The 21,790-nt window shown below is 44.4% G+C and carries 25 protein-coding genes, 1 tRNA gene and 1 pseudogene; 11 read left to right on the top strand and 16 right to left on the bottom strand.

All coding sequences use genetic code 11. The features are described from left to right. Window positions 1-146: 146 nt before the first annotated feature. The 14 genes from BN4_RS02795 to BN4_RS02860 form a co-directional block, all read right to left on the bottom strand. Window positions 147-1,067, bottom strand: a complete 921-nt coding sequence (locus BN4_RS02795; protein WP_015413835.1) for a manganese-dependent inorganic pyrophosphatase — start codon at window positions 1,065-1,067, stop codon at window positions 147-149. Between the two features lie 95 nt (window positions 1,068-1,162). Then, entirely contained in the window at window positions 1,163-1,837 is a 675-nt protein-coding gene (locus BN4_RS02800; protein ID WP_015413836.1) for a PTS sugar transporter subunit IIC, read from the bottom strand. 25 nt (window positions 1,838-1,862) lie between these two features. After that, window positions 1,863-2,324: a PTS sugar transporter subunit IIB gene (locus tag BN4_RS02805; RefSeq protein WP_041720580.1), complete on the bottom strand. Its 462-nt coding sequence runs from the start codon at window positions 2,322-2,324 to the stop codon at window positions 1,863-1,865. A gap of 7 nt (window positions 2,325-2,331) precedes the next feature. Beyond that, window positions 2,332-2,772, bottom strand: a complete 441-nt coding sequence (locus BN4_RS02810) for a PTS sugar transporter subunit IIA (protein WP_015413838.1) — start codon at window positions 2,770-2,772, stop codon at window positions 2,332-2,334. A 2-nt stretch (window positions 2,773-2,774) separates the two neighbouring features. Beyond that, complete coding sequence (gene rapZ / locus BN4_RS02815) at window positions 2,775-3,656, bottom strand: RNase adapter RapZ (RefSeq protein ID WP_015413839.1); 882 nt, start codon at window positions 3,654-3,656, stop codon at window positions 2,775-2,777. A 19-nt stretch (window positions 3,657-3,675) separates the two neighbouring features. After that, the gene (locus BN4_RS02820) at window positions 3,676-4,125 is read right to left on the bottom strand and encodes a PTS sugar transporter subunit IIA (protein ID WP_015413840.1); all 450 of its coding nucleotides are present in this window, start codon (window positions 4,123-4,125) and stop codon (window positions 3,676-3,678) included. 3 nt (window positions 4,126-4,128) lie between these two features. Next, window positions 4,129-4,668 carry a ribosome hibernation-promoting factor, HPF/YfiA family gene (hpf, locus tag BN4_RS02825; protein ID WP_015413841.1) on the bottom strand — a complete coding sequence of 180 codons (540 nt, stop codon included), beginning with the start codon at window positions 4,666-4,668 and terminating at the stop codon, window positions 4,129-4,131. Window positions 4,669-4,705: 37 nt separating this feature from the next. Continuing rightward, on the bottom strand, window positions 4,706-6,112 hold the full coding sequence (gene rpoN / locus BN4_RS02830) for an RNA polymerase factor sigma-54 (RefSeq protein ID WP_015413842.1): 1,407 nt from the start codon (window positions 6,110-6,112) through the stop codon (window positions 4,706-4,708). 242 nt (window positions 6,113-6,354) lie between these two features. Further along, window positions 6,355-7,080 carry an LPS export ABC transporter ATP-binding protein gene (lptB, locus tag BN4_RS02835; RefSeq protein WP_015413843.1) on the bottom strand — a complete coding sequence of 242 codons (726 nt, stop codon included), beginning with the start codon at window positions 7,078-7,080 and terminating at the stop codon, window positions 6,355-6,357. After that, a complete protein-coding gene (locus BN4_RS02840; protein WP_231856569.1) occupies window positions 7,080-7,772 on the bottom strand; it encodes an LptA/OstA family protein in 693 nt (230 codons plus the stop codon). Before BN4_RS02840 ends, lptB begins: the two co-directional genes overlap by 1 nt. A 171-nt stretch (window positions 7,773-7,943) precedes the next feature. Next, window positions 7,944-8,546, bottom strand: coding sequence for an LPS export ABC transporter periplasmic protein LptC (gene lptC, locus BN4_RS02845; protein WP_015413845.1), 603 nt, complete (start codon window positions 8,544-8,546; stop codon window positions 7,944-7,946). Further along, on the bottom strand, window positions 8,547-9,074 hold the full coding sequence (locus BN4_RS02850) for a KdsC family phosphatase (RefSeq protein WP_015413846.1): 528 nt from the start codon (window positions 9,072-9,074) through the stop codon (window positions 8,547-8,549). Next, entirely contained in the window at window positions 9,067-9,876 is an 810-nt protein-coding gene (kdsA, locus tag BN4_RS02855) for a 3-deoxy-8-phosphooctulonate synthase (RefSeq protein ID WP_015413847.1), read from the bottom strand. Before kdsA ends, BN4_RS02850 begins: the two co-directional genes overlap by 8 nt. Next, window positions 9,877-11,520, bottom strand: a complete 1,644-nt coding sequence (locus BN4_RS02860) for a CTP synthase (protein WP_015413848.1) — start codon at window positions 11,518-11,520, stop codon at window positions 9,877-9,879. 172 nt (window positions 11,521-11,692) lie between these two features. Between BN4_RS02860 and BN4_RS02865 the strand changes: the two genes are divergently transcribed. The 5 genes from BN4_RS02865 to BN4_RS02885 all read left to right on the top strand — a co-directional run bounded on the left by BN4_RS02865 (window position 11,693) and on the right by BN4_RS02885 (window position 15,488). Next, window positions 11,693-12,508, top strand: a complete 816-nt coding sequence (locus BN4_RS02865) for a phosphoribosylformylglycinamidine synthase subunit PurQ (protein ID WP_015413849.1) — start codon at window positions 11,693-11,695, stop codon at window positions 12,506-12,508. 18 nt (window positions 12,509-12,526) lie between these two features. Further along, window positions 12,527-13,015: a tRNA adenosine(34) deaminase TadA gene (tadA, locus tag BN4_RS02870; RefSeq protein WP_015413850.1), complete on the top strand. Its 489-nt coding sequence runs from the start codon at window positions 12,527-12,529 to the stop codon at window positions 13,013-13,015. Window positions 13,016-13,145: 130 nt separating this feature from the next. Further along, window positions 13,146-13,502: a NifB/NifX family molybdenum-iron cluster-binding protein gene (locus tag BN4_RS02875; protein ID WP_015413851.1), complete on the top strand. Its 357-nt coding sequence runs from the start codon at window positions 13,146-13,148 to the stop codon at window positions 13,500-13,502. 121 nt (window positions 13,503-13,623) lie between these two features. Continuing rightward, window positions 13,624-13,716, top strand: a tRNA-Ser gene (locus BN4_RS02880). 98 nt (window positions 13,717-13,814) lie between these two features. Beyond that, entirely contained in the window at window positions 13,815-15,488 is a 1,674-nt protein-coding gene (locus BN4_RS02885; protein ID WP_015413852.1) for a site-specific integrase, read from the top strand. On the opposite strand, the gene BN4_RS02890 is transcribed toward BN4_RS02885, so the two are convergent. After that, window positions 15,445-16,164 (bottom strand): hypothetical protein, encoded by a 720-nt coding sequence (locus BN4_RS02890; RefSeq protein WP_041720103.1) that lies wholly within the window; start codon window positions 16,162-16,164, stop codon window positions 15,445-15,447. The two genes, BN4_RS02885 and BN4_RS02890, sit on opposite strands and share 44 nt — an antisense overlap. 830 nt (window positions 16,165-16,994) lie before the next feature. Between BN4_RS02890 and BN4_RS02900 the strand changes: the two genes are divergently transcribed. Genes BN4_RS02900 through BN4_RS02920 form a run of 5 tightly spaced genes read left to right on the top strand, consistent with a single transcriptional unit; the run spans window position 16,995 to window position 18,480 of the window. Beyond that, window positions 16,995-17,282, top strand: a complete 288-nt coding sequence (locus BN4_RS02900) for a hypothetical protein (protein WP_015413855.1) — start codon at window positions 16,995-16,997, stop codon at window positions 17,280-17,282. A 2-nt stretch (window positions 17,283-17,284) separates the two neighbouring features. After that, a complete protein-coding gene (locus tag BN4_RS02905) occupies window positions 17,285-17,590 on the top strand; it encodes a hypothetical protein (protein ID WP_015413856.1) in 306 nt (101 codons plus the stop codon). Further along, window positions 17,580-17,762 (top strand): hypothetical protein, encoded by a 183-nt coding sequence (locus BN4_RS02910; protein WP_041720105.1) that lies wholly within the window; start codon window positions 17,580-17,582, stop codon window positions 17,760-17,762. Before BN4_RS02905 ends, BN4_RS02910 begins: the two co-directional genes overlap by 11 nt. Then, the gene (locus tag BN4_RS02915) at window positions 17,763-18,020 is read left to right on the top strand and encodes a hypothetical protein (RefSeq protein WP_015413858.1); all 258 of its coding nucleotides are present in this window, start codon (window positions 17,763-17,765) and stop codon (window positions 18,018-18,020) included. A 1-nt stretch (window position 18,021) separates the two neighbouring features. Further along, window positions 18,022-18,480 (top strand): ParB/Srx family N-terminal domain-containing protein, encoded by a 459-nt coding sequence (locus tag BN4_RS02920; protein ID WP_015413859.1) that lies wholly within the window; start codon window positions 18,022-18,024, stop codon window positions 18,478-18,480. 31 nt (window positions 18,481-18,511) lie between these two features. Here the strand turns inward: BN4_RS02920 and BN4_RS17620 are convergent. After that, a pseudogene (locus BN4_RS17620) lies at window positions 18,512-19,678 on the bottom strand (IS3 family transposase). A 575-nt stretch (window positions 19,679-20,253) separates the two neighbouring features. Between BN4_RS17620 and BN4_RS02935 the strand changes: the two are divergent. Beyond that, entirely contained in the window at window positions 20,254-21,639 is a 1,386-nt protein-coding gene (locus BN4_RS02935) for an MATE family efflux transporter (RefSeq protein WP_015413861.1), read from the top strand. Window positions 21,640-21,790: the final 151 nt, after the last annotated feature.

The following is a 21,790-nucleotide window of genomic DNA, read 5'->3' on the forward strand; positions in this document are numbered from 1 at the left end:
AAAGATCGTCCAAAACTCACTTCCGTTTAAACTGAAGTGAGTTTTTTGCATTTAAATTCTTGATGTTAGATCCTCTCAATACAAAAATGCCCGGCGTGGACTATCCACACCGGGCGTACTTTGCGCTTCAATCAGTAGGTCGTTTACTAGGCTTCGAAAGCCTTGATGAAGTTAGGTGCAACCTGCTTCTTACGGCTCATCACCCCTTCAAGGTAAACAGAAGTCCCATTGGGGGCAATGCCAAAAGCCTTCTCGACAACGGCAGCATCATCAGATGCAATAAGCATCTCAGAGCCTTCTTTCATAATGTCAGTCAACAGCAAGAAAACTGAATGACGTCCATCAGCTTTCACCTTCTCAATCTCAGCCTGAAGGGCCTCTTTGTGTGCATCCAGCATGGACAGATCAACAACTTCCAACTGACCAATACCAACTTTATTTCCGGACATATCAAAGTCTTTGTAATCACGGAAGACCAGCTCTTCAGGAGAAGCACCATCAACCGCTGATTTGACTTTAAACATTTCCATGCCCAAAGCCATAACATCATCAACACCAGCAATCTTTGCCAAAGCTTCAACTGCGGCTTTGTCCTGATCAGTGCAAGTCACAGATTTGAACATGACAGTGTCACTCAAGATTGCACACAGAAGAATCCCAGCAACATTAGCCGGAATTTCAATATTATAAAAATCATACATGGATTTGATGACAGTTCCAGTACAGCCGACAGGCCAAACCCACATCTCGAGAGGATTCGAAGTCGTGACATCACCCAGTTTGTGATGATCAACTACAGCAATCAGTTCAGCTTTATCAAGATTATCAATAGTTTGAGAAATATCAGTGTGATCAACCAGAATAATCTGCTGATCTGTCGCATCGGTTACGATTTCAGGTGCAGCAAGACCAAACTTTTCGAGCACAAAAGCTGTCTCAGGGGCGATTTCCCCTTGGGAGATAGCCTTGGCCTCCTGGCCACGCTTAGAGAAAAGATCGGCGACAGCAATCGCAGAAGCAATAGTATCGGTGTCCGGGTTCTTGTGTCCAACAACCAAAATAGCCATATCTAAAATCCTCCTAATTAAATTAATCCTGTGATCAGGAATATTCGCCTTGAAATAGAATGTGCCAAATATCACAAACTGTGCAAGGTGCCAAGCTAAAAACGTCCATAAAGTACGAAAAGGGTAATTAAAATGACCCCGGTAGTTAAAACAGCATAGGCTCTTTTCAAACGAAGAGCCATAAGCCCCCCCATGCTGGCAGCGATCCATAAATGCGGCCAGGTTATATCTATAGACGTGAGAAATGCTGGATAAAGAGTAAAAACAGTCTTGAATGTGAATTTTAGAACAAGTATCGCACAAAAAAACGCTCCCCAAGAAAGGAGCAAAGAACGGAGCACTGAACGCAAAATGAGTCTCGCTGGAAGATCCTTTGTATTTGGCTTTCGAGCCCAATGAAGCAAGCTGTTATAACTTCCTCGTTCTTGTTCTCTAAACCATGCTTCAACACGCGTTCCAAGCAGAGCTAAGGGCATACTGGCAAAAAGAACACCCATTATTTTTGCGGGGTGTGTCAGGCCAAAAAAAGTAGAGAGAGAGAGAGCTGAAAAAGTCGCGGCGGTCAAATGTGGCGGAATAAATGTGCCTACGGGAATGAGATCAAGCCAGAAGAGTTCAAAAAAAATGGCAATATTAAAACTATTGACATAATTCCCGGTCAAGCAGCCCCAAAAAAGCCCTATAACCAAAGGACGTTCTAGAAGACCAACATTGAGCGAGACCCTAAAAAGAGAAAAGAAGGCAAAAAAAAAGCGACTTGTGCAAACCAAAGGTAAGAATTGCTCTCGATCATGGCTAAAACCTCACCTGCACAGGATCGTTGGGGACACAACGAAAATCAAGAATGACTCCCCTTTTTGAAAGTTGTTTCAAACAACTTTCATCAGCATCGGAAAGCGCTACGCTTGGGGATATCTGTTTTTTCCCAGGGCTATAATGAACATTTCCAATATTAAGACTAGTATAGTCAAACCCAAAATCAAACGCTCTTTTGGCGTCTGAACAATTGGAAAAAAGAACAAGTATTGAAGAGATATTCCCCGCCTCAAGCATCCCTATCTCTTGAGCAAGATCCTCAATACTGATGAAAAGGCTTGAGACTGTTTGGGGTATAGCCAAGGACATGATTTCCTGTTGCAATGTATCACCAGCCAGTTCATCATTTGCAACAATGACTACCTTTGCCCCTGTATAAGGAAGCCAAGTCTCAATGATTTGGCCGTGAATAAGTCTATTATCAATGCGAACAAGTGTCACGGCCAACCTATTTCTTTGTTTTCTTCCGCAGCATGGCTCCTGCGACTTTTATGCCTTGTATTCCTGCAGCCTTAGCTTTTTCTGCAACAGCATCTATTTCCATCTTTCGAGACTGCAACGTTGCAACAAGCATGGGCAAATTAACACCAGTAATAACTTCGAGATTCTCTGATTTCATGAGTGAAAGACTCATGGTTGTTGGAGACCCGCCAAAAAGATCTGTGAGTGCCACAACTCCTTTTCCTGTTTCAACAGATCGGATAGCTCTCCGGATTGAGTCCATTGTTTCATCAACCCCTAAATTCACGTCAACTCCAACAGCCTGGCAATTCATTTGGGGGCCTAAAACAGTTATCGCAGCTTCAAGGAGCGTCTTACCAAACACTCCATGCGTGACAAGCACCACTCCGACTTCTGAAGTTCTCTTATTTCCAGATGTAGCAATCATTTTTATCCCAGTTCCATGTGTCTATGTTCAATAGTCACTGCATATCCCTTTTTTTTCAAGGTCGCCAGCAATGACTCTGCCACGGAAACCGACCGATGCCGCCCTCCTGTGCAACCAAGAGAGAGCGTAATTCTATATCGTCCTTCATCGGCATAGAGAGGGAGCATGTATGTTACAAAATCTTGAAATTTACTATTGAAATCGCTCCCGACTTGACTCTCAAGTACATAACTTTGAATAGACTTATCCAGCCCGGAAAGTGGTTTTAAGTTTTTATCGAAATATGGATTAGGCAAAAAACGCAAATCAAAAACGAAATCAGCTTCAGTGGGAACGCCATACTTAAAACCGAAAGAGATGATGTGAACACGCATACCCCGGCCAAGCTCTTCAATAGCTGTCCACTTTGTCTGCAAAACTCTTCTCAAATCATGCACAGAGTAGTCAGTTGTATCCAAAACGAGATCAGCTTTGCTTCGAATAGGTTCAAGAAGACTTCGTTCTTTCTCCAAAGCTTTATCAAGGCCAAGGGATTGACTTTCCAAAGGGTGGAGCCGTCTGGTAGTGGCATATCGTCGAACAAGTTCCGGCTGTTTTGCCTCCAAGAAAAGAACTTGAGGAACAATTCCCATTGCAGCCAACTCTTTGAGCGCATGATTCCAACCATCATTGAACTCAAGTTGCCGCATATCCATCCCAAGAGCCAACCCTCGGTATTTTGAATCCTGCTTTAAAATTAATTCAGCAATTTTAGCAGACATACTCGAAGGAAGCCCATCAATACAGAAAAAACCCAAATCTTCGAAGACCTTGAGTGCTGTACTTTTGCCGGAACCAGAAATACCTGTAACGACAACAACGGGAAAAGAATTGTGGGAAATCAAGAAATCATCCTAAAAGACCTTAAACATCTTGGAGAAGTTGCCATAACTCATCATGAGATTCAGTCTCAATAAAACGTTTTCGAAAAGCCTCATCCTTAAGAATGCGTGAGATTTGGGCCAATATACGAAGGTGCATACCAGCACTATTCTCAGGTGCAAGAACAAGGAAAAAGATTGAGCATGGCTTATGATCAAGGGCTTCAAATTCGACCCCTTGGAGACTTCGTCCCACAGCGATAACAACCTTCTCGATATTTTCAAGTTTGCCGTGAGGAATGGCTATCCCGTCACCAATGCCGGTTGTTCCCAGGCTCTCACGTTCAAGAAGGACACGAACCGCTTGGTCCGTGTCCATCTCAGGATATGCTTCGCCAATAGGGGCGAGAAGTTCTGTCAAAGCCTCAGATTTTGTATCAGAGGCGAGATTGAAAAGAACGAAATTCTTTTCTAAATAATCACCGAGTTTCATAATTTAATTACCAGGGTCGATTAATCCGTAATCGCCATTCTTTCGCTTATAAATTACATTAACATCCTCAGTTTCCGCATTCAGAAAAACGAGGAATTCATTATCAAACGTGTTTAATTGCTCCGCAGCCTCATCTATTGACATTGGCTTTGCTTCGTAACTATCAGTGCCAACAATTGTAGGTATATGTTCTCCTGTCACATCGTCATATGAAAAGAAGTTCATTTGAACCTTATTGCCACGAGCCTGCTTGCTTCTATTCTTGACCTTTTCACGCATTCTACGCAGTTGAGCCTCAAGCTTATCCAAAACCATGTCAATGGTAGAATACATATCTTCTGAATCTTCATATGCAGAGATATGAATGTTGTCAGCATTCAAAATAACATCAGCCTTGTGCCGAAACTTTTCTACTAAAAGATTGACTTGGAGATCTGCTTCGGAGTCGGGAACGAACTTACCTATCTTTTCAAATCTCTTTTGTGCATAACCCTTCAAATGGTCAGACGGCTCAAAATTCTTGAAAGTGAAGCTTATGTTCATACACTACCTCCTGTTCAAAAGGTGAAAGAAACTGAACTTAGAAATATTGTTTACGCTTTGAAGAAGATGCAATTCCCATTGCTGAACGGTACTTGGCAACAGTACGTCGAGCTATATTAACATCAAGCTCATCCTTAAGAATTTCACCAATTTTTTCATCACTTAACGGTCTTTTAGTATCTTCGTTCGCTATCATTTTTTTGATGAGTGCCTTAACACTTTCTGAACCGACTTGCGAACCATCATTCAAATCCAATGCGCTGTTGAAGAAAAATTTCAACTCAAAGATACCATGAGGAGTCGAAACATATTTACTTGTGGTAATCCGACTCACGGTGGATTCATGCATTTCGATATCTTCAGCAACTTCCTTAAGAATTAAAGGCCTGAGTTTTGTAACTCCTTCTTCAAAAAAACCTCTTTGAAATCGTACGATGCTGTCGACTACTTTATACAACGTTCTCTGCCTCTGGTACAGACTTTTCATCAACCACGCGGCAGAACGCATCTTTTCCTGAAAATAATCTTTTTCCTTATCCGCAACATCCCGCATAGTGTCCATGTAAAATGAATTCATCTGCAATCGAGGCATCCCATCCTCATTAAGGATAATCACAAATTCATCACCGTACTTGTATACAAAGACATCAGGACTTACATAGTGAGGTTCTGTACTGGAAAAATTGGTCCCAGGCATAGGATCCAACGTCTGCATTAAATCAAGATAACTCTTGAGGTCTTCCATGGAAATTTTAAATTTCCTAGCTAAGGGCTTATAACGGTTTTTTTCGAGATCTTCCAGATGGTCCTTAACCAAGGAGAACAGAATAGGATCATCAAGCCCTAAAACATCCATTTGCACGAGAAGACATTCTTGTGGCGTTCGAGCAGCCACACCAACAGGGTCCAACCGCTGGAGTCGCAAAATCACAGCTTCAATTTCTTCATCCGAAGCATCGACCATGCTCATAATTTCTTCATTAGTGGCCTGAAGATAGCCATTATGGTCAAGATTACCGATAATGATTTCACCGATAGCAATTTCTGATTCTGAGAAATTAGACAATCTCATTTGCCAGCTCATATGCCCATCCAGTGAGGGTTTTGAGGCAAGCCGAGCCTCAAAAGAAAGTCCTTCTTCAGGTACCTCGGAATCACGTGCCGACGCCTGCTTAGAAGTACTTGAGAATTCTCCCAAATAATTTTCCCAATCAGCTGTCCGCACAAGCTCTTCTTCTGCTTGAGATTCAGTTAACTCCTCTTTCTCTCGGATTTCTGTCTCAATTTCTGTTTCTTCCAGAAAAGGGTTTTCCAGAAGTTCCTGTTGAACAGTTTCCAAAAGCTCAAGGCGAGAAAGTTGCAACAGCTTTATGGCCTGCTGCAACTGGGGAGTCATGACCAGTTGCTGAGAAAGCTTGAGTTGTTGTCTGAGTTCAAGTCCCATATTATGAAGCCTTAAAGACTAAACAAGATCTATATTTCAAGTTATATTCTTCTACATTAATAGTTTTTTTACTACATCTCGCTGCTACTATGCCACAGCGAAAATCTGTAAGCAAGCCATTCCTTGAGTAATATATTGTAACTATTGGATTAATGAGAAAGAGAAAATGATATGAAAGAAGTGTACCAATGTTTACGGTATGTGTAAATCATCAATGAGTTGAAAGGCACAAAAAAAAGAAATCAAAGACGAAAATCCTCACCGAGATAGATTTGACGAGCTCGACTGTCTTGCACGATAATATCTGGAGTCCCTTCGAGAATAACAGTCCCCTCGTAGACAAGATATGCTCTATCACAAATATTCAATGTTTCTCTAACATTATGATCAGAAATAAGAATCCCTATCCCCATGCTTTTCAGAACGGAAATGATATCCTGAATATCAATAACAGCAATAGGGTCAACACCGGCAAAAGGCTCATCCAACAAAATAAATTTCGGATCCATTATGAGCGCTCTTGCAATTTCCAAGCGACGTCTTTCCCCTCCTGAAAGAAACATGGCTGCTTGATCCGCAAGTTTGCTGATAGTGAACATCTCCATCAACTCTTCAGCTCTTTTTTTCTGAGCCTTGGAACTCAAAGACGTCTGTTCAAGTATTATTTCGAGATTCTGACGAACTGATAGTTTTTTAAAAATAGAATTTTCCTGAGGAAGATAACTCACCCCAAGCCGAGCCCGCTCATGCAAAGGTTTATTCGTCAGAGCTTTCCCCGACAAAGAAACCTGCCCAGTATTTGGCTTAACAATCCCAACAAGCATATAAAAAGTAGTTGTTTTACCTGCACCATTTGGCCCAAGCAATCCAACGACTTCTTGTGGATTCAGTTCCAGATTTATGCCGTGTACAACTTCCTTTTGGCCGTACCTTTTGGACAGATTTGTTGCTATCAAACCATCAGACATTATTGCACCTTGACACTGTCAGGGGTCATAAAAACAGCCTGTACTCTCTTGCCATTTCCACCAACAACCTCACTTCGATTTTCCTTGGCGTAAAAATTAATGACGTCACCTGTTAAACTGTTAGGACCATCCTGTAATTGAGGATTATCTTCCATCCGAAGCACTTGACGACTGACAAAATAAATCAACTTGCCACATGATCCTCGTGAACGCCCTTTTTGGGCTTTCACACTCCCTTCTGCTACGATTTTATCAATACTGTCAGCCGAAAATTTTTTATCAGAGCTCGAAGCAAGGTATGCAGACAATTTATGGGCCCAAAGAGTTAAATCACCATGTTCAGCAACGACATTTCCAACAAAAGAAACCATCTTCCCACTCTCATCATAAATCATGCGTTCTGAAGATATCTTGATAGGAACTCTTCCCGGAGTGACACCAAATGCACTTGGTGAAAAAGGAGCTTCTGCTTGAACGTCGGCCTTGACTTCACCTTCCCCACTGGGAGGTAAAGGTATTGAAGAAACTACGATATCTTTCTCATTTTCCTGCTTCATCTGGGCCGGTGCCAAAAAACGCATATGAGAATATCCAAGAGCATCCTTCTCGTCATGTGCGGTGGCATTGAGGTCGAAGACGGCCCCCCAATTCCCTTCAACAAAATCAACTTTGACTTTCTGTCCTTTTAACAAGGTGACTCTGTGTTTACTCTGAGCAGTTCTCTTGGCTCGAACATTCAAATTCTGAGTGGCTTCACGGATTTCCCCCCACCCATCGGCGTAAACCGAAGATGCAGCAACCATGATGCAGACACAAAAAATTATGGAGAGGGAAATACGTTTCATAGAAAACACACCATATCTCTATTTATTAAGGGACATACCACTATATTTTTGGGGAGAGAATAAGGCCTCGACCCCGCCAGCTGCGATGAGTTCGCGACTAATCAGATCAATTTCAACGGCTGCACCAGTCAATGTCATATCAGGTCTACGAACAATGACGCCACCTTTAAGGTAGACCTTATGCATGGCACCAACATAATCGAGATGTTGAGCAAGCAATTCAATATCACCAAACCGGCCCGTCACATTATCATATAAGGTCAGATTATCATTGGATTGATCAACATCGCCAAGATCAGCCTTGACATAGACTTCTTGTCGATCTTCGCCATAAAAAGCTGTCAATTGGGGATGCTCAACGCCAATGAGTTTTCTTTCCTGATTGTACTGAGCTTTTTTTGCAAGCAACTTCCACGTCATAGCCCCCTGCTTTCCTTGGACCAGTTCTATATCTTGCGCTACAATATCTGATTGATCCAAAATTTCATCTCGACTGCCACCTCCCGAAGCTTTTTCTGGAGTGACAAGAATATCGGTGAAAAAAGTCTCCTTGATAGCTATCCCCAAGAGCAAACCAAGAGCAAAAATGAGTATAAAGAAAAGCGCAGAACGCCTTTTCATCTAGTCTACCCACCGCTTCATGGCATCTTCAAATAAGCCACGAGCTTTGAGAATATAGCTAATGGCTTCACGAACCGCACCATGGCCTCCACGCTTAGTAGAGACCCAATCTGCAATCTCAAGAACTTCGGGCATGGCATTGGACACACTCATCGCGAGTCCGGCATATTTCATTACTCCGAGGTCAATCCAGTCATCTCCAATAAATGCAGCTTCAGATGGCTTTATTCCTATTTTATCACACATTTCAATCAAGTAAGGAACTTTTCGATGATTGCCAGCATAATAATGCTTAATACCAAGCTCAGAGATTCTTTTTTCAACCGGAGGTTGATCCAACCCGGTGATAACACCAATTTCAAGCCCTGCCGTCTGGGCGAGTTTGATACCGAGACCATCCTGAACATTAAACCGTTTCATGACCATACCTTCATTGGTATAGTACAAACCTCCATCTGTTAAAACCCCATCAACATCAAGCACAAGCAATTTTATATTCTGGGCAAGCTTGAAAGCACGATCAGCCATTATTCAACTCCCAAAGAGCCTTGAGGCGGGTGAGGAGAGCCTCCACAGCATCAAGTGGCAAACTGTTCGGCCCATCACATTTTGCATTATCCGGATCAGGGTGGCACTCCATAAAAACCCCGTTTGCACCGGCGGCAACTGCAGCCGAAGCCAAAACAGGAATATATTCCCGCTGCCCTCCAGAGGCCTTGCCAAGCCCCCCCGGCAACTGGACCGAATGGGTTGCATCAAAAACTACTGGCACATCAAATTTTCGCATTTCAGGAATGGAGCGCATGTCTACAACCAAATTATTGTATCCATACGTTACCCCACGCTCTGTCAGCCAAATATTTTCATTACCCGAGGCCCGTAGCTTATTCACGACATTTTCCATATCCCAAGGAGCAAGGAATTGGCCTTTTTTCACATTAACAATTTTGCCTGTCTTTGCTGCTGCAACAAGCAAATCTGTCTGCCTGCATAAAAAAGCAGGAATTTGGAGAACGTCAGCGACCTCCGCAACCAAGGGGGCCTGTTCAGGATGATGAATATCCGTAACAATAGGAAGCCCGGTTTCAGCCTTGACCTCAGAAAGCAAACGCACGCCTTCCTGCATTCCAGGCCCTCGAAAACTCGTAACAGAAGTCCTGTTCGCCTTATCAAAAGAACTTTTAAAAACCAACGGCAAACCGAGCCGATCTGCGATCGCTGCAAGCGTTGTCGCTGCACGCAGTACGATTTCACGGCTTTCAATGACACACGGTCCGGCCAGAATAAACGGACCGGACCGACTTTTTTGATATAATTCGCTTAGAGCCAATTATTTTCCCCTCTTATCCCTATCAAGCTTGGAAGCCTTGATAAATTCTCTGAACAGAGGATGTGGTTTCATGGGATTGGATTTGAACTCTGGGTGAAACTGGCATCCAAGAAACCACGGATGATCCGGCAACTCAACTATTTCCACCAGAGATTCATCGGGCGCAGTTCCCGAGAGAACCATCCCATTATTCACAAACTGCTCAATATATTCGTTGTTGAATTCAAAACGATGCCGATGTCTTTCGTCAATATTAATAGTCTGATATGCTTTATGAGCAGCTGTATCTTTTTTCAATTTACAGGGGTAAGTACCAAGCCTCATGGTTCCCCCTTTATCAGATTCTTCACAGCGAGTTTCTGTCTTCTTCGTACGGAAATCAAACCATTCTTTCATCAGATATATGATGTCATGTTCTGTTGCGGCATCGAATTCAACAGAGTTGGCATTTTCCAGTCCAATGACATTCCGCGCAAATTCAATACAGGCACACTGCATTCCAAGACAGATTCCAAAGAAGGGTATTTTGTTCTCTCGAGCATATTGGATAGCAATAATTTTTCCTTCCACTCCTCGTGATCCAAATCCACCAGGGACAAGCACTCCGTCCAGGCTCGCAAGCTTCTTCTCAACATTTTTTGCCGTTATTTTCTCAGAATTGACATACTCAAGTTCAACTTTGACTTCGTTGGCCACGCCCCCATGGACAAGAGCTTCATGCAGACTTTTGTATGCTTCTGTCAGATCTACATACTTTCCAATAATACCAATCTTAACAGTCCCTTTGGGATTTTTCAAAGTATGAACAAGATTTTCCCAAGGAGCCAGTTCGGCATTTCTAGCAGGTAATTTAAGGAGAATTGCAATCTTCTGGTCCACACCCTCTTCATAAAACTTCAAAGGGACTTCGTAGATGGAAGAAACATCAACTCCAGAAAAAACTGCATCCGTATCAACATCACAAAAGAGAGCAATCTTTCTTTTAAGATCCTCTTCTAATTCTTCTTCTGACCGACAAATGATGATATCAGGTTGGATTCCAACACTCCGAAGTTCTTTCACGGAATGCTGCGTCGGCTTGGTTTTCATTTCTCCAGCAGTCTTTATGTATGGAACGAGAGTCAAATGAATATAAAGAACATTTTCCTTGCCCAAATCATTCTTCAGTTGACGTATTGCCTCGAGAAAAGGTTGTCCCTCAATATCCCCGACAGTACCACCAATCTCAATAAGAGCGACATCTTCACCATTAGGAAGGTTGATAACCGCCTCTTTGATAGCATCGGTGATGTGCGGAATAACCTGAACAGTTCCACCAAGATAGTCACCCCGGCGCTCTTTTTGAATTACGGAATTGTAAATAGAACCGGAGGTGTAATTGTTTTGCTGACTCAGTGCCGTCCCCAGATACCTTTCATAATGCCCAAGATCGAGATCCGTTTCAGCACCGTCGTCAGTGACAAAGACTTCACCATGCTGGAAGGGGTTCATCGTACCAGGATCGACGTTAATATAGGGATCGAGCTTTTGGATAGTAGCTTTTAGCCCCCTCGCCTGGAGGAGTGCGCCGATAGAAGCAGCAGAGAGTCCCTTCCCCAAAGAAGAGAGAACGCCACCGGTAATAAAAATGAACTTGGTTTTCATACGAGAGAAAGCCCCTTCGTTATGCTTGAATTATAAAGAAAAAACATGAAAAAACTCATGTGCCGTCAATGTTGACTGTCACGCGCCGGGCAAGTATGTTCCTGCCCAACAATCGCTGCTTCGCAAATTTTGCAGGGTACAGCCACAAAGTCAATACGAAGAGGAGAATTTCATGGCTCGCGTTAATGCTCTGGTAATTACCGGGTACGGTACGAACTGTCACGACGAATCCGCCTATGCCCTTAAGACCGCAGGAGCGGACAGTGCAGACATAGTGTACTTTTCCGATCTCGCAGCCGGGCACGTCTCGATGGATAAATACAATTTCCTCCTCTGTCCTGGTGGATTTCTCGATGGAGATGACCTTGGGGCAGCACAAGCAGCTGCTCTACGGTGGAGATGGTCAAACACGCAGGAAGGTACTCCAATTCTTGATCAATTGAAAATGTTTTTTAAGAATGGAGGAGTCATTCTCGGCATCTGCAACGGTTTTCAATTGTTATGTAAATTGGGCTTACTTCCAGCTGTGGGTGGAAAATATTTTGAACGTCAAGTTTCATTATCCCACAATGATTCGGGACGTTTTGAAGATCGGTGGGTCACATTAAAGACAAACCCGGACTCACCATGTGTTTTCACCAAAGGAATTGAGTATTTAGACGTTCCCATCCGGCACGGTGAAGGGAAAATCATCCCCATGGATGACGCGTTACTCGAGGAAATTATCAAGAACAATCTTCACGCAGTACAATACACAGACCCTAAAACGGGATCACCAACTCAAGAATATCCACTCAATCCTAATGGCTCCCCTCTTGGTATTGCGGGTCTGACAGACCCCACAGGTCGCATACTTGGCCTGATGCCTCATCCTGAAGCATACAACCACCCGACCAATCACCCTTCGTGGACAAGAAATGAAGGCAACACGCAAACTCTTGGCCTCGCTGTGCTTGAAGCCGGGGTTAATTATCTTAAAGATCAATAATACCGAGTTAATACTAACATGCCCCTCCACTCCCCTCCCCCACTCAACTGGCGATCACTGATGGATGTGGCTTTCGGTCAGGCATGCAAGGCGGCCCAAATTGGTGAAATTCCTGTGGGGGCCGCCCTTTTTACTTTGACCGGTGAATTAATAGCCCAAGCGCATAATCAACCGATAGGCCTGCATGACCCAACCGGACATGCTGAAATTCTCTGTTTACGCAAGGCTGCAACAACAGTACAAAATTATCGTCTTAAAGATACGATCCTTGCTGTAACCCTTGAACCATGCATCATGTGTACCGGTGCACTCATTCATGCACGAGTTGCAGGAGTTGTTATAGGAGCTCTTGATAAACGAACAGGCGCAATGCTCTCCAATCTGGACGGAGCAAAACTCTCATTTTCCAACCACCATATGTGGACAATCTCCGGAGTTATGGAAAACGAATGTTCATCAATCTTGAAACGCTTTTTCCTCAATAAACGAAACAAGCAACAGAAATGAAGAACTTATCTTATTTGTTAATTTCATACCTGCACGATCTGATTATTGCTAAAGCTTTACAAAATCCATATCCAGGCTATTCTATTTCCGGCTTTCCCGTTGAAACAATAAAACAGCTCAGGAGAGAATAATGAAAATAGCACTGCCGACTCGTGATGGTTGTATTGATGATCATTTTGGTCATTGTGACCATTACACAATCATTACTTTGGATAATGACAACAAAATCGTTTCAAAAGAACCGATGGATTCACCCGAAGGCTGTGGATGCAAATCTGATATTGCTCCCATCCTTTCGCAAATGGGTGTGAAGGTTATGCTTGCTGGAAACATGGGACAAGGCGCTGTCAACATATTACAATCGAATAACATCAAAGTAATTCGAGGATGCTCCGGCGAAATCGACACTGTAGCAGCCAACTATTTGGCGGGCAAAGTTGAAGATCAACTGATAGTCTGTGACCATCATGATTGTGCCAATCACTAAACGCATCGTTTAACACGAGTCTTTCAAAATAACTCGGCGAAACCGGCAAAAGGACTTGCCAGCTTCGCCGAGTCTGTTTATAAGCGCTCGACATCAGTAAGGACAATTCTACTGAAGACACGGAGAGGTAGCGAAGTCCGGCCGTAACGCGCTCGACTCGAAATCGAGTTATGGGTCAAACCATACGTGGGTTCGAATCCCACCCTCTCCGCCATTGACAGCTAAGTCATCATTATGACTAAAAATATAAGTAATAAAGTAGGTTCCGACTCCAAGAGGGTACACCAATCTGGTACACCTGAGGAGTCTACTATGACCAAACCAGCCTACTTATTTCGCTCCAAAACTGGACTGTTCTACTTCCGTAGGAAAGTTCCTGCTGACCTCCTGACCGTCTATGGTGGGAGGAAACAAATCAAAAGATCATTACAGACCCATGACCCTCAGGAAGCCTATGAGCTTGTGAGGATTGAGGCCGTGCGCTCTGACCAAGAGTTCACTGAGCATAGGAAGATCATCAAGAGAGACAATAGCAGGAGACCGTCTGAGTCTTCTACACCTATGTCTGTACCTGAGATGAAACGCCGTGCATTACTGATGAAGCAACACATGCTGGAAGTTGATGATGAGCTACGTGTTTCAGGTGGATTCATTGAAGATGAAGACCACGAAGGCTACCTCCTCAGGTCTCAGGAACAGCTTGATGACATCAAACAAGCCTATGCCCGTGGGGATGTAGATGCAGTCAAATCCCATATAAGGGAATGGACGAAGAATGAATCTGACATCCCTTATGAAGTGTCCTTGGAGTACATGAAGGCTTTGATTGAAGCCACTGAGATACAGCTTGCAAGGAAGCAAGGTGAGATCATACTTACACCTGAGGTTCCTCCAAGTGAGGATGAGATACAGGTGGAAGTACCTGACCAGACTCCCGACAAGATCAAAGGCAATACCCTACGGAGCGTCTTCAAGAAGTACGTCGAGGAGCGACAGCCCAAAGGGAATACCGCTCGTGACTACCTTGCCCATATCCATAGGTTCACTCAGGTCTTAGGGGTTGATGACATAGCCCTTGATGACGTTACCCCTACTCATATCCGTACATTCAAGGATGTACTGGTACAGCTTCCTGCACGGGTTCCCAGTGAGATGAAGGGAATGACTGTCCTTGAGATGGTCAAGGCCATGAAGGGACGGGATGATATAGCACCACTCTCCGCAAAGACTATCAATGACAAGGCTCTGAGCGCACTCAGGGCGGTCTATGGCTATGCTGTGAGGAATGGCTACTGTGACCATAACCCTGCACAGGGCATCAAGGTAGAAGTCTCCCTGAGGAAGCAGAAGGCTGGCAGCGACAGACTCCCATACTCTGTTGAAGACATGAATAAGATATTTCGTTTCCCGGTCTACACCGAGAATGACAGACCCATAGGCGGGAAAGGTGAAGCTGCATACTGGCTACCACTACTGGCTGCGTTCACTGGCGCACGACTTGAGGAGCTTGGTCAGATTACCAAGGACAACGTGAGGAAGGAACGAGGCGTTCACTACATTGACCTCAGGGAACTTGATGAAGCCAAGACTGAGAACAGTAAGCGCAGGATACCAATACACCCTGAACTGATTAAACTTGGCTTCCTGACCTACGTGAAGTCCATTAAGAGTGGACGGATATTCCCCGACCTACAGCGAGGTAAGGATGGTAAACTGACCTCCTCATTCTCAAAATGGTGGGGAAGATATGCCCGTCAACACGGTGGTTGGGGTAAAGAGAAAGTGTTCCATTCCTTCCGTCACGCTGCCAAGGATGGCTTCCGAGAAGGTGACGTAGCAGAAGACCTGAGGGATGAACTCATGGGTCATGCTCCTAGGACCGTAGGCGAGTCCTATGGGTCTGGTAGTTCAATCAAGAGATTGTCTGAGGGAATGAGTAGGCTTACTTATCCCGGTCTTGATCTGTCGCATTTGACGAAGTGGTAGACTCAACAGCAACGTTGTGGGAAGGCCCGTCCATCACTTTCTGACCTATCAAAGTACCTATTATTGAGAAGAAAGCCACTGGCACAGCGACGATCAGTCCAACCTTTATAGAGTCCTTATTTCTTTGAAGAAAGGAGGTAACTTCCTCTGGACCTTTGATATACACTTCTGCTTTGATTTGTAGGCTACGCATTTCATAATATGCCCAAGCCAAGTATGCAAAATTAATGGGAAGCATCCACAGAATTTCTACCAGAGTGATAGAGTCCTTCATTATGGATTTAATCGAAGCGTAACCAACTGGGATTATCAACAGATAGAATAACCACGAGTATCTATTTAAGATCGTCCTCTTTCTCTCTGCGGCTTGTAGTATGGCATCAATTTCATGGAAAGCCGCTATTGGTTCAGGAGCGTCACTCGAAATACTTAGTGAAGTGTTCTTGGATACTGAGAGGTAAACATAGGGGTTTGAAGAGTCTATTGTTAGGTAGTCTAGCTCCTTCCCTTTATTCACTTCTTTCAATTCATCAATACTATCAAAGACATAATCCCCGTCACGTATCTCAATATCCTCAGAATACTTCAATAACACAGCAACAATTCGTTCAATATCACCGATGAACAGTTTAGGGGCGCGATAACGACCACTAGGCAGCTTCCTGATTTTCCTCATAATCTCTCCAAATCTTTCAATATGCCTTATCACTTACCCCAAATAAATTCGACTACAAAATGTGAAGGGATGTATAATACGTATACAACCGCGATTCCCCCCTTGCCTACCTGTCTACCAGCCTGAGAGGGATTAATTCCTTCCTCTACACACCCACCACATTCTCTACAATCTGCCACCATTCCCGGCGTAATTCAGAGCTTGAACGCGACAGATAACGCGACAGACTCCCGGCAACCGTTGGTATCACTACATCTACACTAGATACTATATCTCCTAGAGTAACATACTCGCCGCCATTCCCACCTGAATGAGCATGAATGGAGGGGCTGTATGACAGCCAGTAGCGACCCTGTAGCCATCCACCTCACTATCCATATAAATCTGAGCCACTTGTCTCTTAGATATACCGGTACTGTGATTACTAGACACTTAAAGATAATGAAGCGCACCCATTGGGATGCACATGCGAATTATCAAGTGCAGTATGCAGCCATATGTGAGGCTGACTTAGAGGATGCCTGAACAAATGATACAGTGCTTCGGCAAACAACATCTCCCTCACAGTCACCTCACATATGGTGGCTATACTCACACCCAATCATTTCTGAATGGCCTATCGACCTCTACCCTGAGGTCTACCCTTGTCTCTTCTCCATTCGTTTGGAGTTCATGCGTGGAGTGCAAACCACGTATGTATTGCGACCCATGGCAGCGTCACTAGCTCTCCCTGCTAGTGGCGTTGTTGTGCGTTGGTGAGGTGGTGTGGGAGGTCTATTCGTTTCAAATTCTGCACCCATAGGGTGACACAAACAGGAGGCATATCAACTATGCACACGGCAGATGAACAGGCTGACAAGCCCACTAAGACGTACCTGACAAGAGGTAAGGATTCTAAGCGGATGTACTTCTACTCCGATAAGATGACCCTCTACAACTTCTACCTCATCAAAGGGTTCTACACTGAGAACCTTGGAGGGCAGGAGGTATCCACCTCTATCATCATGCGGAGAGCCTTGGAGCTACTGGCAAGGAATGTAGAGGCTATCTCTGAGGCTGGCTCCCCGGTCAATGAGGTGAAGGATGAACTCTCACTGTTGTTCAGGAAGGTGCAGTAGACATGAACGTAGACGTAAACAACATGACCAAGGAACAGCAAGAGATGCACGAAGCCATGATGACTGAGCTATGGTTTGTGACTCTCACTGCCACCATTGCGACCATGAAGCTCCCTGCCGACCAGATCAAGGCGGCACAGTTAGCACAGGCGCGAGGGTTCCTACTCGACAATGGAATTACCTTTGAGAGCCTGAACCCAATGAGGGCGCAGGAAGCTATGCAACAGGCATACACAACCATATTGAAAGACCTCCCGACACCGGAGGAACTGGACGCACGATTAAATGGAGAACAACATGACCAGTAAGAAGCAAGAGATACGCAAAGATGGCACGACTGTACGGAAGACCTGTGACAACGGCGGGAAGCTGCCTGTCCTCACTATTGTTGATGCACCTGTAGGGACTGACAAGGACTGTGACTACAAGACCAAGGTTCCTCAGGGGCTTGGGAATGTGACGTTGGCGCGAGGCAAGTAGATGGCTATACCTGAGAAGTATCGAGGATTCACATACACAGGAAAGATTCTGACTCTGAAACCGGAAGAGAAGCTGACTGATGAAGAGATAATAGAATGGTTGCGAAGTATGGAACGAATTGGACAACCTCAGGCACTATACCCCGCAGGACTCTTGCGAATTGCTGAGAGGACTGAGGATGGTCATTACTTACTCCCGCCTCCTGAGGTGTGGGTAGAGCCTACTCCGAGGAAGTGGAGAGACATTAAGGGAGACTGATATGACGAACAAACATGAGAGGCTTACCTTGGAAGCCAATGCGATCTTCGTCAGCGCACAGATACAGATAAGGCACAAACTCAATCCTGAACAGGTGGAGACCTACCGGAACAACTACCTGAATGGTATTGATATGCCGCCTATTGAGATTGCTCTGTTAGGTAATAGATATTGGGTAGTGGACGGGTTCCACCGTCTAGCAGCTATGAAGACTATCAACCCTGCCTACCCTGTTGATGCAATTCTCTTGAAGGGAATGTCACAAGCCAAGGTTAGGTGGAGGGCTGCGTCTGCGAACATGCAACACGGCCTACCTCTGACACGTACTGAGAAGCAACAGGCGTTCAAGGTCTTTGTGGGTCTCAAGATGAACCGTAAGACTTCCAAGAGGAAGCCCCTGAGGGATTGCGGCCCTAAGGACTTCATGTCCAGAAGTGGGTTCACTTTATCGGACCACTGAGCGGCGAATTTAAGGTGGACAGTTTTACGTGTTACGCCGCCTTGTGGGTCCATCCCAGAGGGGGTACCCCCTCTGGGATGGGACCGCTTTGATATATCTCCATCGGCTTGCGTCCGTCAAAGGTCTTAAGAAGGACCCCAATTATTGTAGAAGTTAAACCACCAGGCCAAGGCACTCCGCAGCTCACTTCCTGTCTCCAGTTCCCGCAAGTAGACACATTCGTATTTCAAAGACTTCCAGAGTCGTTCGATCATGACGTTATCCATCCAGCGTCCTCGGCCATCCATTGAAATGCGGATGCCAGCATCCCGCAGAGTCTTTGTGAATTCATAGCTGGTGAACTGGCTCCCCTGGTCTGTGTTGAATATCTCAGGTTCTCCATAACGGTTGATCGCATCCTCCAAAGCTACGACACAAAAGTCGGCCTCCATCGTATTCGACAAACGCCACGACAATACTGCCCGGCTATGCCAATCCATGATTGCCACGAGATACAAGAAGCCTCGTTTCATCGGAATGTAAGTAATGTCGGTACACCAAACTTGATTTGGCTTTGTGATCTTCATGTTCCGCAACAAATACGGATATATTTTGTGCTGTGGATGAGGATCACTCGTCCTCGGTTTTTGGTAAATCGCCATCAAGCCCATCTTGCGCATAAGTCGTCTCACACGACCACGGCCAACCAGATGCCTTTCATCCCGCAGAATGTTGCGCATCTGGCGTGAGCCGAAAAATGGTAGCTCCATGAACAACTCGTCGATGCGTTTCATCAACTCCAAGTTATACGATGATTCGCCAATCGGCTGATAATAGTATGTTGAGCGTTGCAGTTTGAGGATTCTGCATTGTCGCCGGACGCTGAGTTGTGGATGCTCTTTGTCGACGACTTCACGCCTTCGCTCGCAGCTCAGATTTTGGCGAAGGCTTGTTGCAAAAAATCCTTCTCGATCAGAAGTTGGCCGATCTTAGCGTGCAGATCCTTGATATGTGCATCGTCCATTTGCTGGCTCTTCTCTGCCTTGCCAGAAAATGACGCGACAATACCTTCTTTGGCTTGTCGTTTCCACGTGGATATCTGGTTGGTGTGAACTCCATACTTGCTGGCCAGCTCGGAAAGTGTGTGCTCGCCAGACAAAGCGTCGAGGGCTACACGGGCTTTGAATTCAGCAGTAAATCTTCTTCTCTTCTTGGACATCGAAAAGCCTCCTTCGGCTATCATATGTCCCCCCTTATACTGTGGTCCAGTTTCTTAGACCCACTTCTCATATCAACTAGGATGGCTTAAAAAGTTGCTCAATTGCTATCGAACGCTAAATCTCAACTTGCCAACTGTCACACCGACACAAGAACTGAAAATATCAATGATTCCAGGAGACACAGGGATCAAGGCTTGAATCCCACCCCTCTCCGCCATGGAGATAAAAGCCCCTGTTGTCTTTGAAAACTCAATGGTGATAGAGGCTTTCTTTTGCCTATTTCTCGAGATAACTGGAAGTAAAATTTTACTTAAGACGCATCTCAATACGCCTCTCTTAGCGTGCATCCTAAAGTCACTGATATTATTATGTTATAATCAAATTTTAGTTACCCCAATCGTGACAAAGTATTCGCTTTGGTCTGCATAAATGCATTCAATTTCTTTCCATCTGGTTACAATACCAGTTCATTATGCGTCATAATTATATGATCGTACCCTATCACTCCCCTATCTATTTTACATAAAAATTAACATACTGGACTATTCCACAACCTTACCCCTTCGACTTATTAATGAATATTGACTTTAAAGCTCACAATTCTTCTATTAACTATCTTGATTCATTAAAAGAAATAATTGCCCTCACATGGCCTCAACTTTTGATGATGCTCGCTCAGTTCCTAGTGGCACTAGCTGATATTGTTGTTGCAGGCCACATAAACAAGGAGGTCCAAGCCTCTCTGGGGTTAATTTCAATTTCCATTTTTTTCTTTTTGATCATTGCGACAGCAATATCAAGCGGAGCTGTTGCAATCATATCTCAATCGTTGGGCGCAGGACAACGAAAGCGAGTAGAACGTTATACTAGTCTTCTTTTTATCCTTGCAATCAGCTTCGGTATTTTTTTTACCATCGTATTCAGCGTGGCTAAAAATGCCTTCCTACAAATACTTAACGTTCCAGAATCCATTCTCCCAATTACTGCATATTTTCTAAGTGTCTATCTTTACGTACTGCCTGCCTACTATTTATTGTTAAGCACAAATGCCATTTTTCAGGCGTACAAAAAAGTCAAGTTCCCACTCTACTCTATGTGTCTTATTACTTCGCTTAATGGGATTTTGGATTTTGGACTCGGGTTAGGACTCTGGGGATTTCCCTATTTGGGATATAGGGGGGTAGCCTGGGCAACATTCTGTTCAGTCACTTTGGGAGCCATTTGTAATGTTCATAATATGTATCGGACAGGACTTTTAGTCTTCCCACTCTTCCCACCTCTACGCTGGATACGCATTGCGTGGAGATGCCTCTATAGCTACGCATGGCCAGCTGCGATGACACAAATCTTATGGCAGGGAAGCTATATAATTCTTTACATCATAATCAGATATCTTCCCGTTGAACATGTGGGGCCACTTGCTGGTTTTGCAGCAGGTATGCGCATTGAATCCATTTTGCTCATGCCAGCATTCGCCTTAAACCTAACAGCATCCATCCTCATTGGGCAAACTCTGGGAAAAGGCCAACACGATAAAGCACAGAAAATTGCTCTGAACATCCTCGGGGTCGGAACCGCGGTCATAACGTTGGCAGCGCTCTGTCTATGGAACTTTCGTGTCCCTATTTTGGATTTCATTGCACCGGATGCGATCGTTCAAAAAAATACTCTCTCATACTTGTCATATGTACTCCCAGCCACTCCCTTTACAGTCGGAGCAATGATTCTAGGAGGAATTATGAATGGGGCTGGAGCAACCTTTTATACGATGATCTCGTTTGGTATTACAGCCTGGTTTATCAGAATACCCTTAGCCTACTTTTCATGCCAGATTATCTGGCTCAATTCTGAAGGAATTTGGTTCTCCATACTGGTCTCACATGTCTGTCATTGCCTTTGTCTCTTGTTTATTTTCCAATTCATGAATTGGCGTAAATTTGCCATGCGCACCCCCCGATAAAAATCATTATAAGAGGTTATAAATGAAACCACTCGTACAGAATCTTTTAGTTCCTGAATGAGTCGAATCTTGATTGACATTTATCTATCAACCATTTAGTTGATTTTGAATTTCATTATCATTGTTTCAAACGAAGATATGGCGGATCATT

The sequence above is a fragment of the Pseudodesulfovibrio piezophilus C1TLV30 genome (genome assembly GCF_000341895.1).
In the GTDB taxonomy this organism is placed as follows: domain Bacteria; phylum Desulfobacterota; class Desulfovibrionia; order Desulfovibrionales; family Desulfovibrionaceae; genus Pseudodesulfovibrio; species Pseudodesulfovibrio piezophilus.

Excerpts from the sequence above, each read along its gene's own strand:
- BN4_RS02795 (WP_015413835.1), bottom strand. The coding sequence starts at position 1,067 with ATGGCTATTTTGGTTGTTGGACACAAGAACCCGGACACCGATACTATT.
- BN4_RS02810 (WP_015413838.1), bottom strand. The coding sequence starts at position 2,772 with ATGATTGCTACATCTGGAAATAAGAGAACTTCAGAAGTCGGAGTGGTG.
- BN4_RS02820 (WP_015413840.1), bottom strand. The coding sequence starts at position 4,125 with ATGAAACTCGGTGATTATTTAGAAAAGAATTTCGTTCTTTTCAATCTC.
- hpf (WP_015413841.1), bottom strand. The coding sequence starts at position 4,668 with ATGAACATAAGCTTCACTTTCAAGAATTTTGAGCCGTCTGACCATTTG.
- rpoN (WP_015413842.1), bottom strand. The coding sequence starts at position 6,112 with ATGGGACTTGAACTCAGACAACAACTCAAGCTTTCTCAGCAACTGGTC.
- lptB (WP_015413843.1), bottom strand. The coding sequence starts at position 7,080 with ATGTCTGATGGTTTGATAGCAACAAATCTGTCCAAAAGGTACGGCCAA.
- lptC (WP_015413845.1), bottom strand. The coding sequence starts at position 8,546 with ATGAAAAGGCGTTCTGCGCTTTTCTTTATACTCATTTTTGCTCTTGGT.
- BN4_RS02850 (WP_015413846.1), bottom strand. The coding sequence starts at position 9,074 with ATGGCTGATCGTGCTTTCAAGCTTGCCCAGAATATAAAATTGCTTGTG.
- BN4_RS02860 (WP_015413848.1), bottom strand. The coding sequence starts at position 11,520 with ATGAAAACCAAGTTCATTTTTATTACCGGTGGCGTTCTCTCTTCTTTG.
- BN4_RS02865 (WP_015413849.1), top strand. The coding sequence starts at position 11,693 with ATGGCTCGCGTTAATGCTCTGGTAATTACCGGGTACGGTACGAACTGT.
- tadA (WP_015413850.1), top strand. The coding sequence starts at position 12,527 with ATGCCCCTCCACTCCCCTCCCCCACTCAACTGGCGATCACTGATGGAT.
- BN4_RS02875 (WP_015413851.1), top strand. The coding sequence starts at position 13,146 with ATGAAAATAGCACTGCCGACTCGTGATGGTTGTATTGATGATCATTTT.
- BN4_RS02885 (WP_015413852.1), top strand. The coding sequence starts at position 13,815 with ATGACCAAACCAGCCTACTTATTTCGCTCCAAAACTGGACTGTTCTAC.
- BN4_RS02890 (WP_041720103.1), bottom strand. The coding sequence starts at position 16,164 with ATGAGGAAAATCAGGAAGCTGCCTAGTGGTCGTTATCGCGCCCCTAAA.
- BN4_RS02900 (WP_015413855.1), top strand. The coding sequence starts at position 16,995 with ATGCACACGGCAGATGAACAGGCTGACAAGCCCACTAAGACGTACCTG.
- BN4_RS02905 (WP_015413856.1), top strand. The coding sequence starts at position 17,285 with ATGAACGTAGACGTAAACAACATGACCAAGGAACAGCAAGAGATGCAC.
- BN4_RS02910 (WP_041720105.1), top strand. The coding sequence starts at position 17,580 with ATGACCAGTAAGAAGCAAGAGATACGCAAAGATGGCACGACTGTACGG.
- BN4_RS02915 (WP_015413858.1), top strand. The coding sequence starts at position 17,763 with ATGGCTATACCTGAGAAGTATCGAGGATTCACATACACAGGAAAGATT.
- BN4_RS02920 (WP_015413859.1), top strand. The coding sequence starts at position 18,022 with ATGACGAACAAACATGAGAGGCTTACCTTGGAAGCCAATGCGATCTTC.
- BN4_RS02935 (WP_015413861.1), top strand. The coding sequence starts at position 20,254 with ATGAATATTGACTTTAAAGCTCACAATTCTTCTATTAACTATCTTGAT.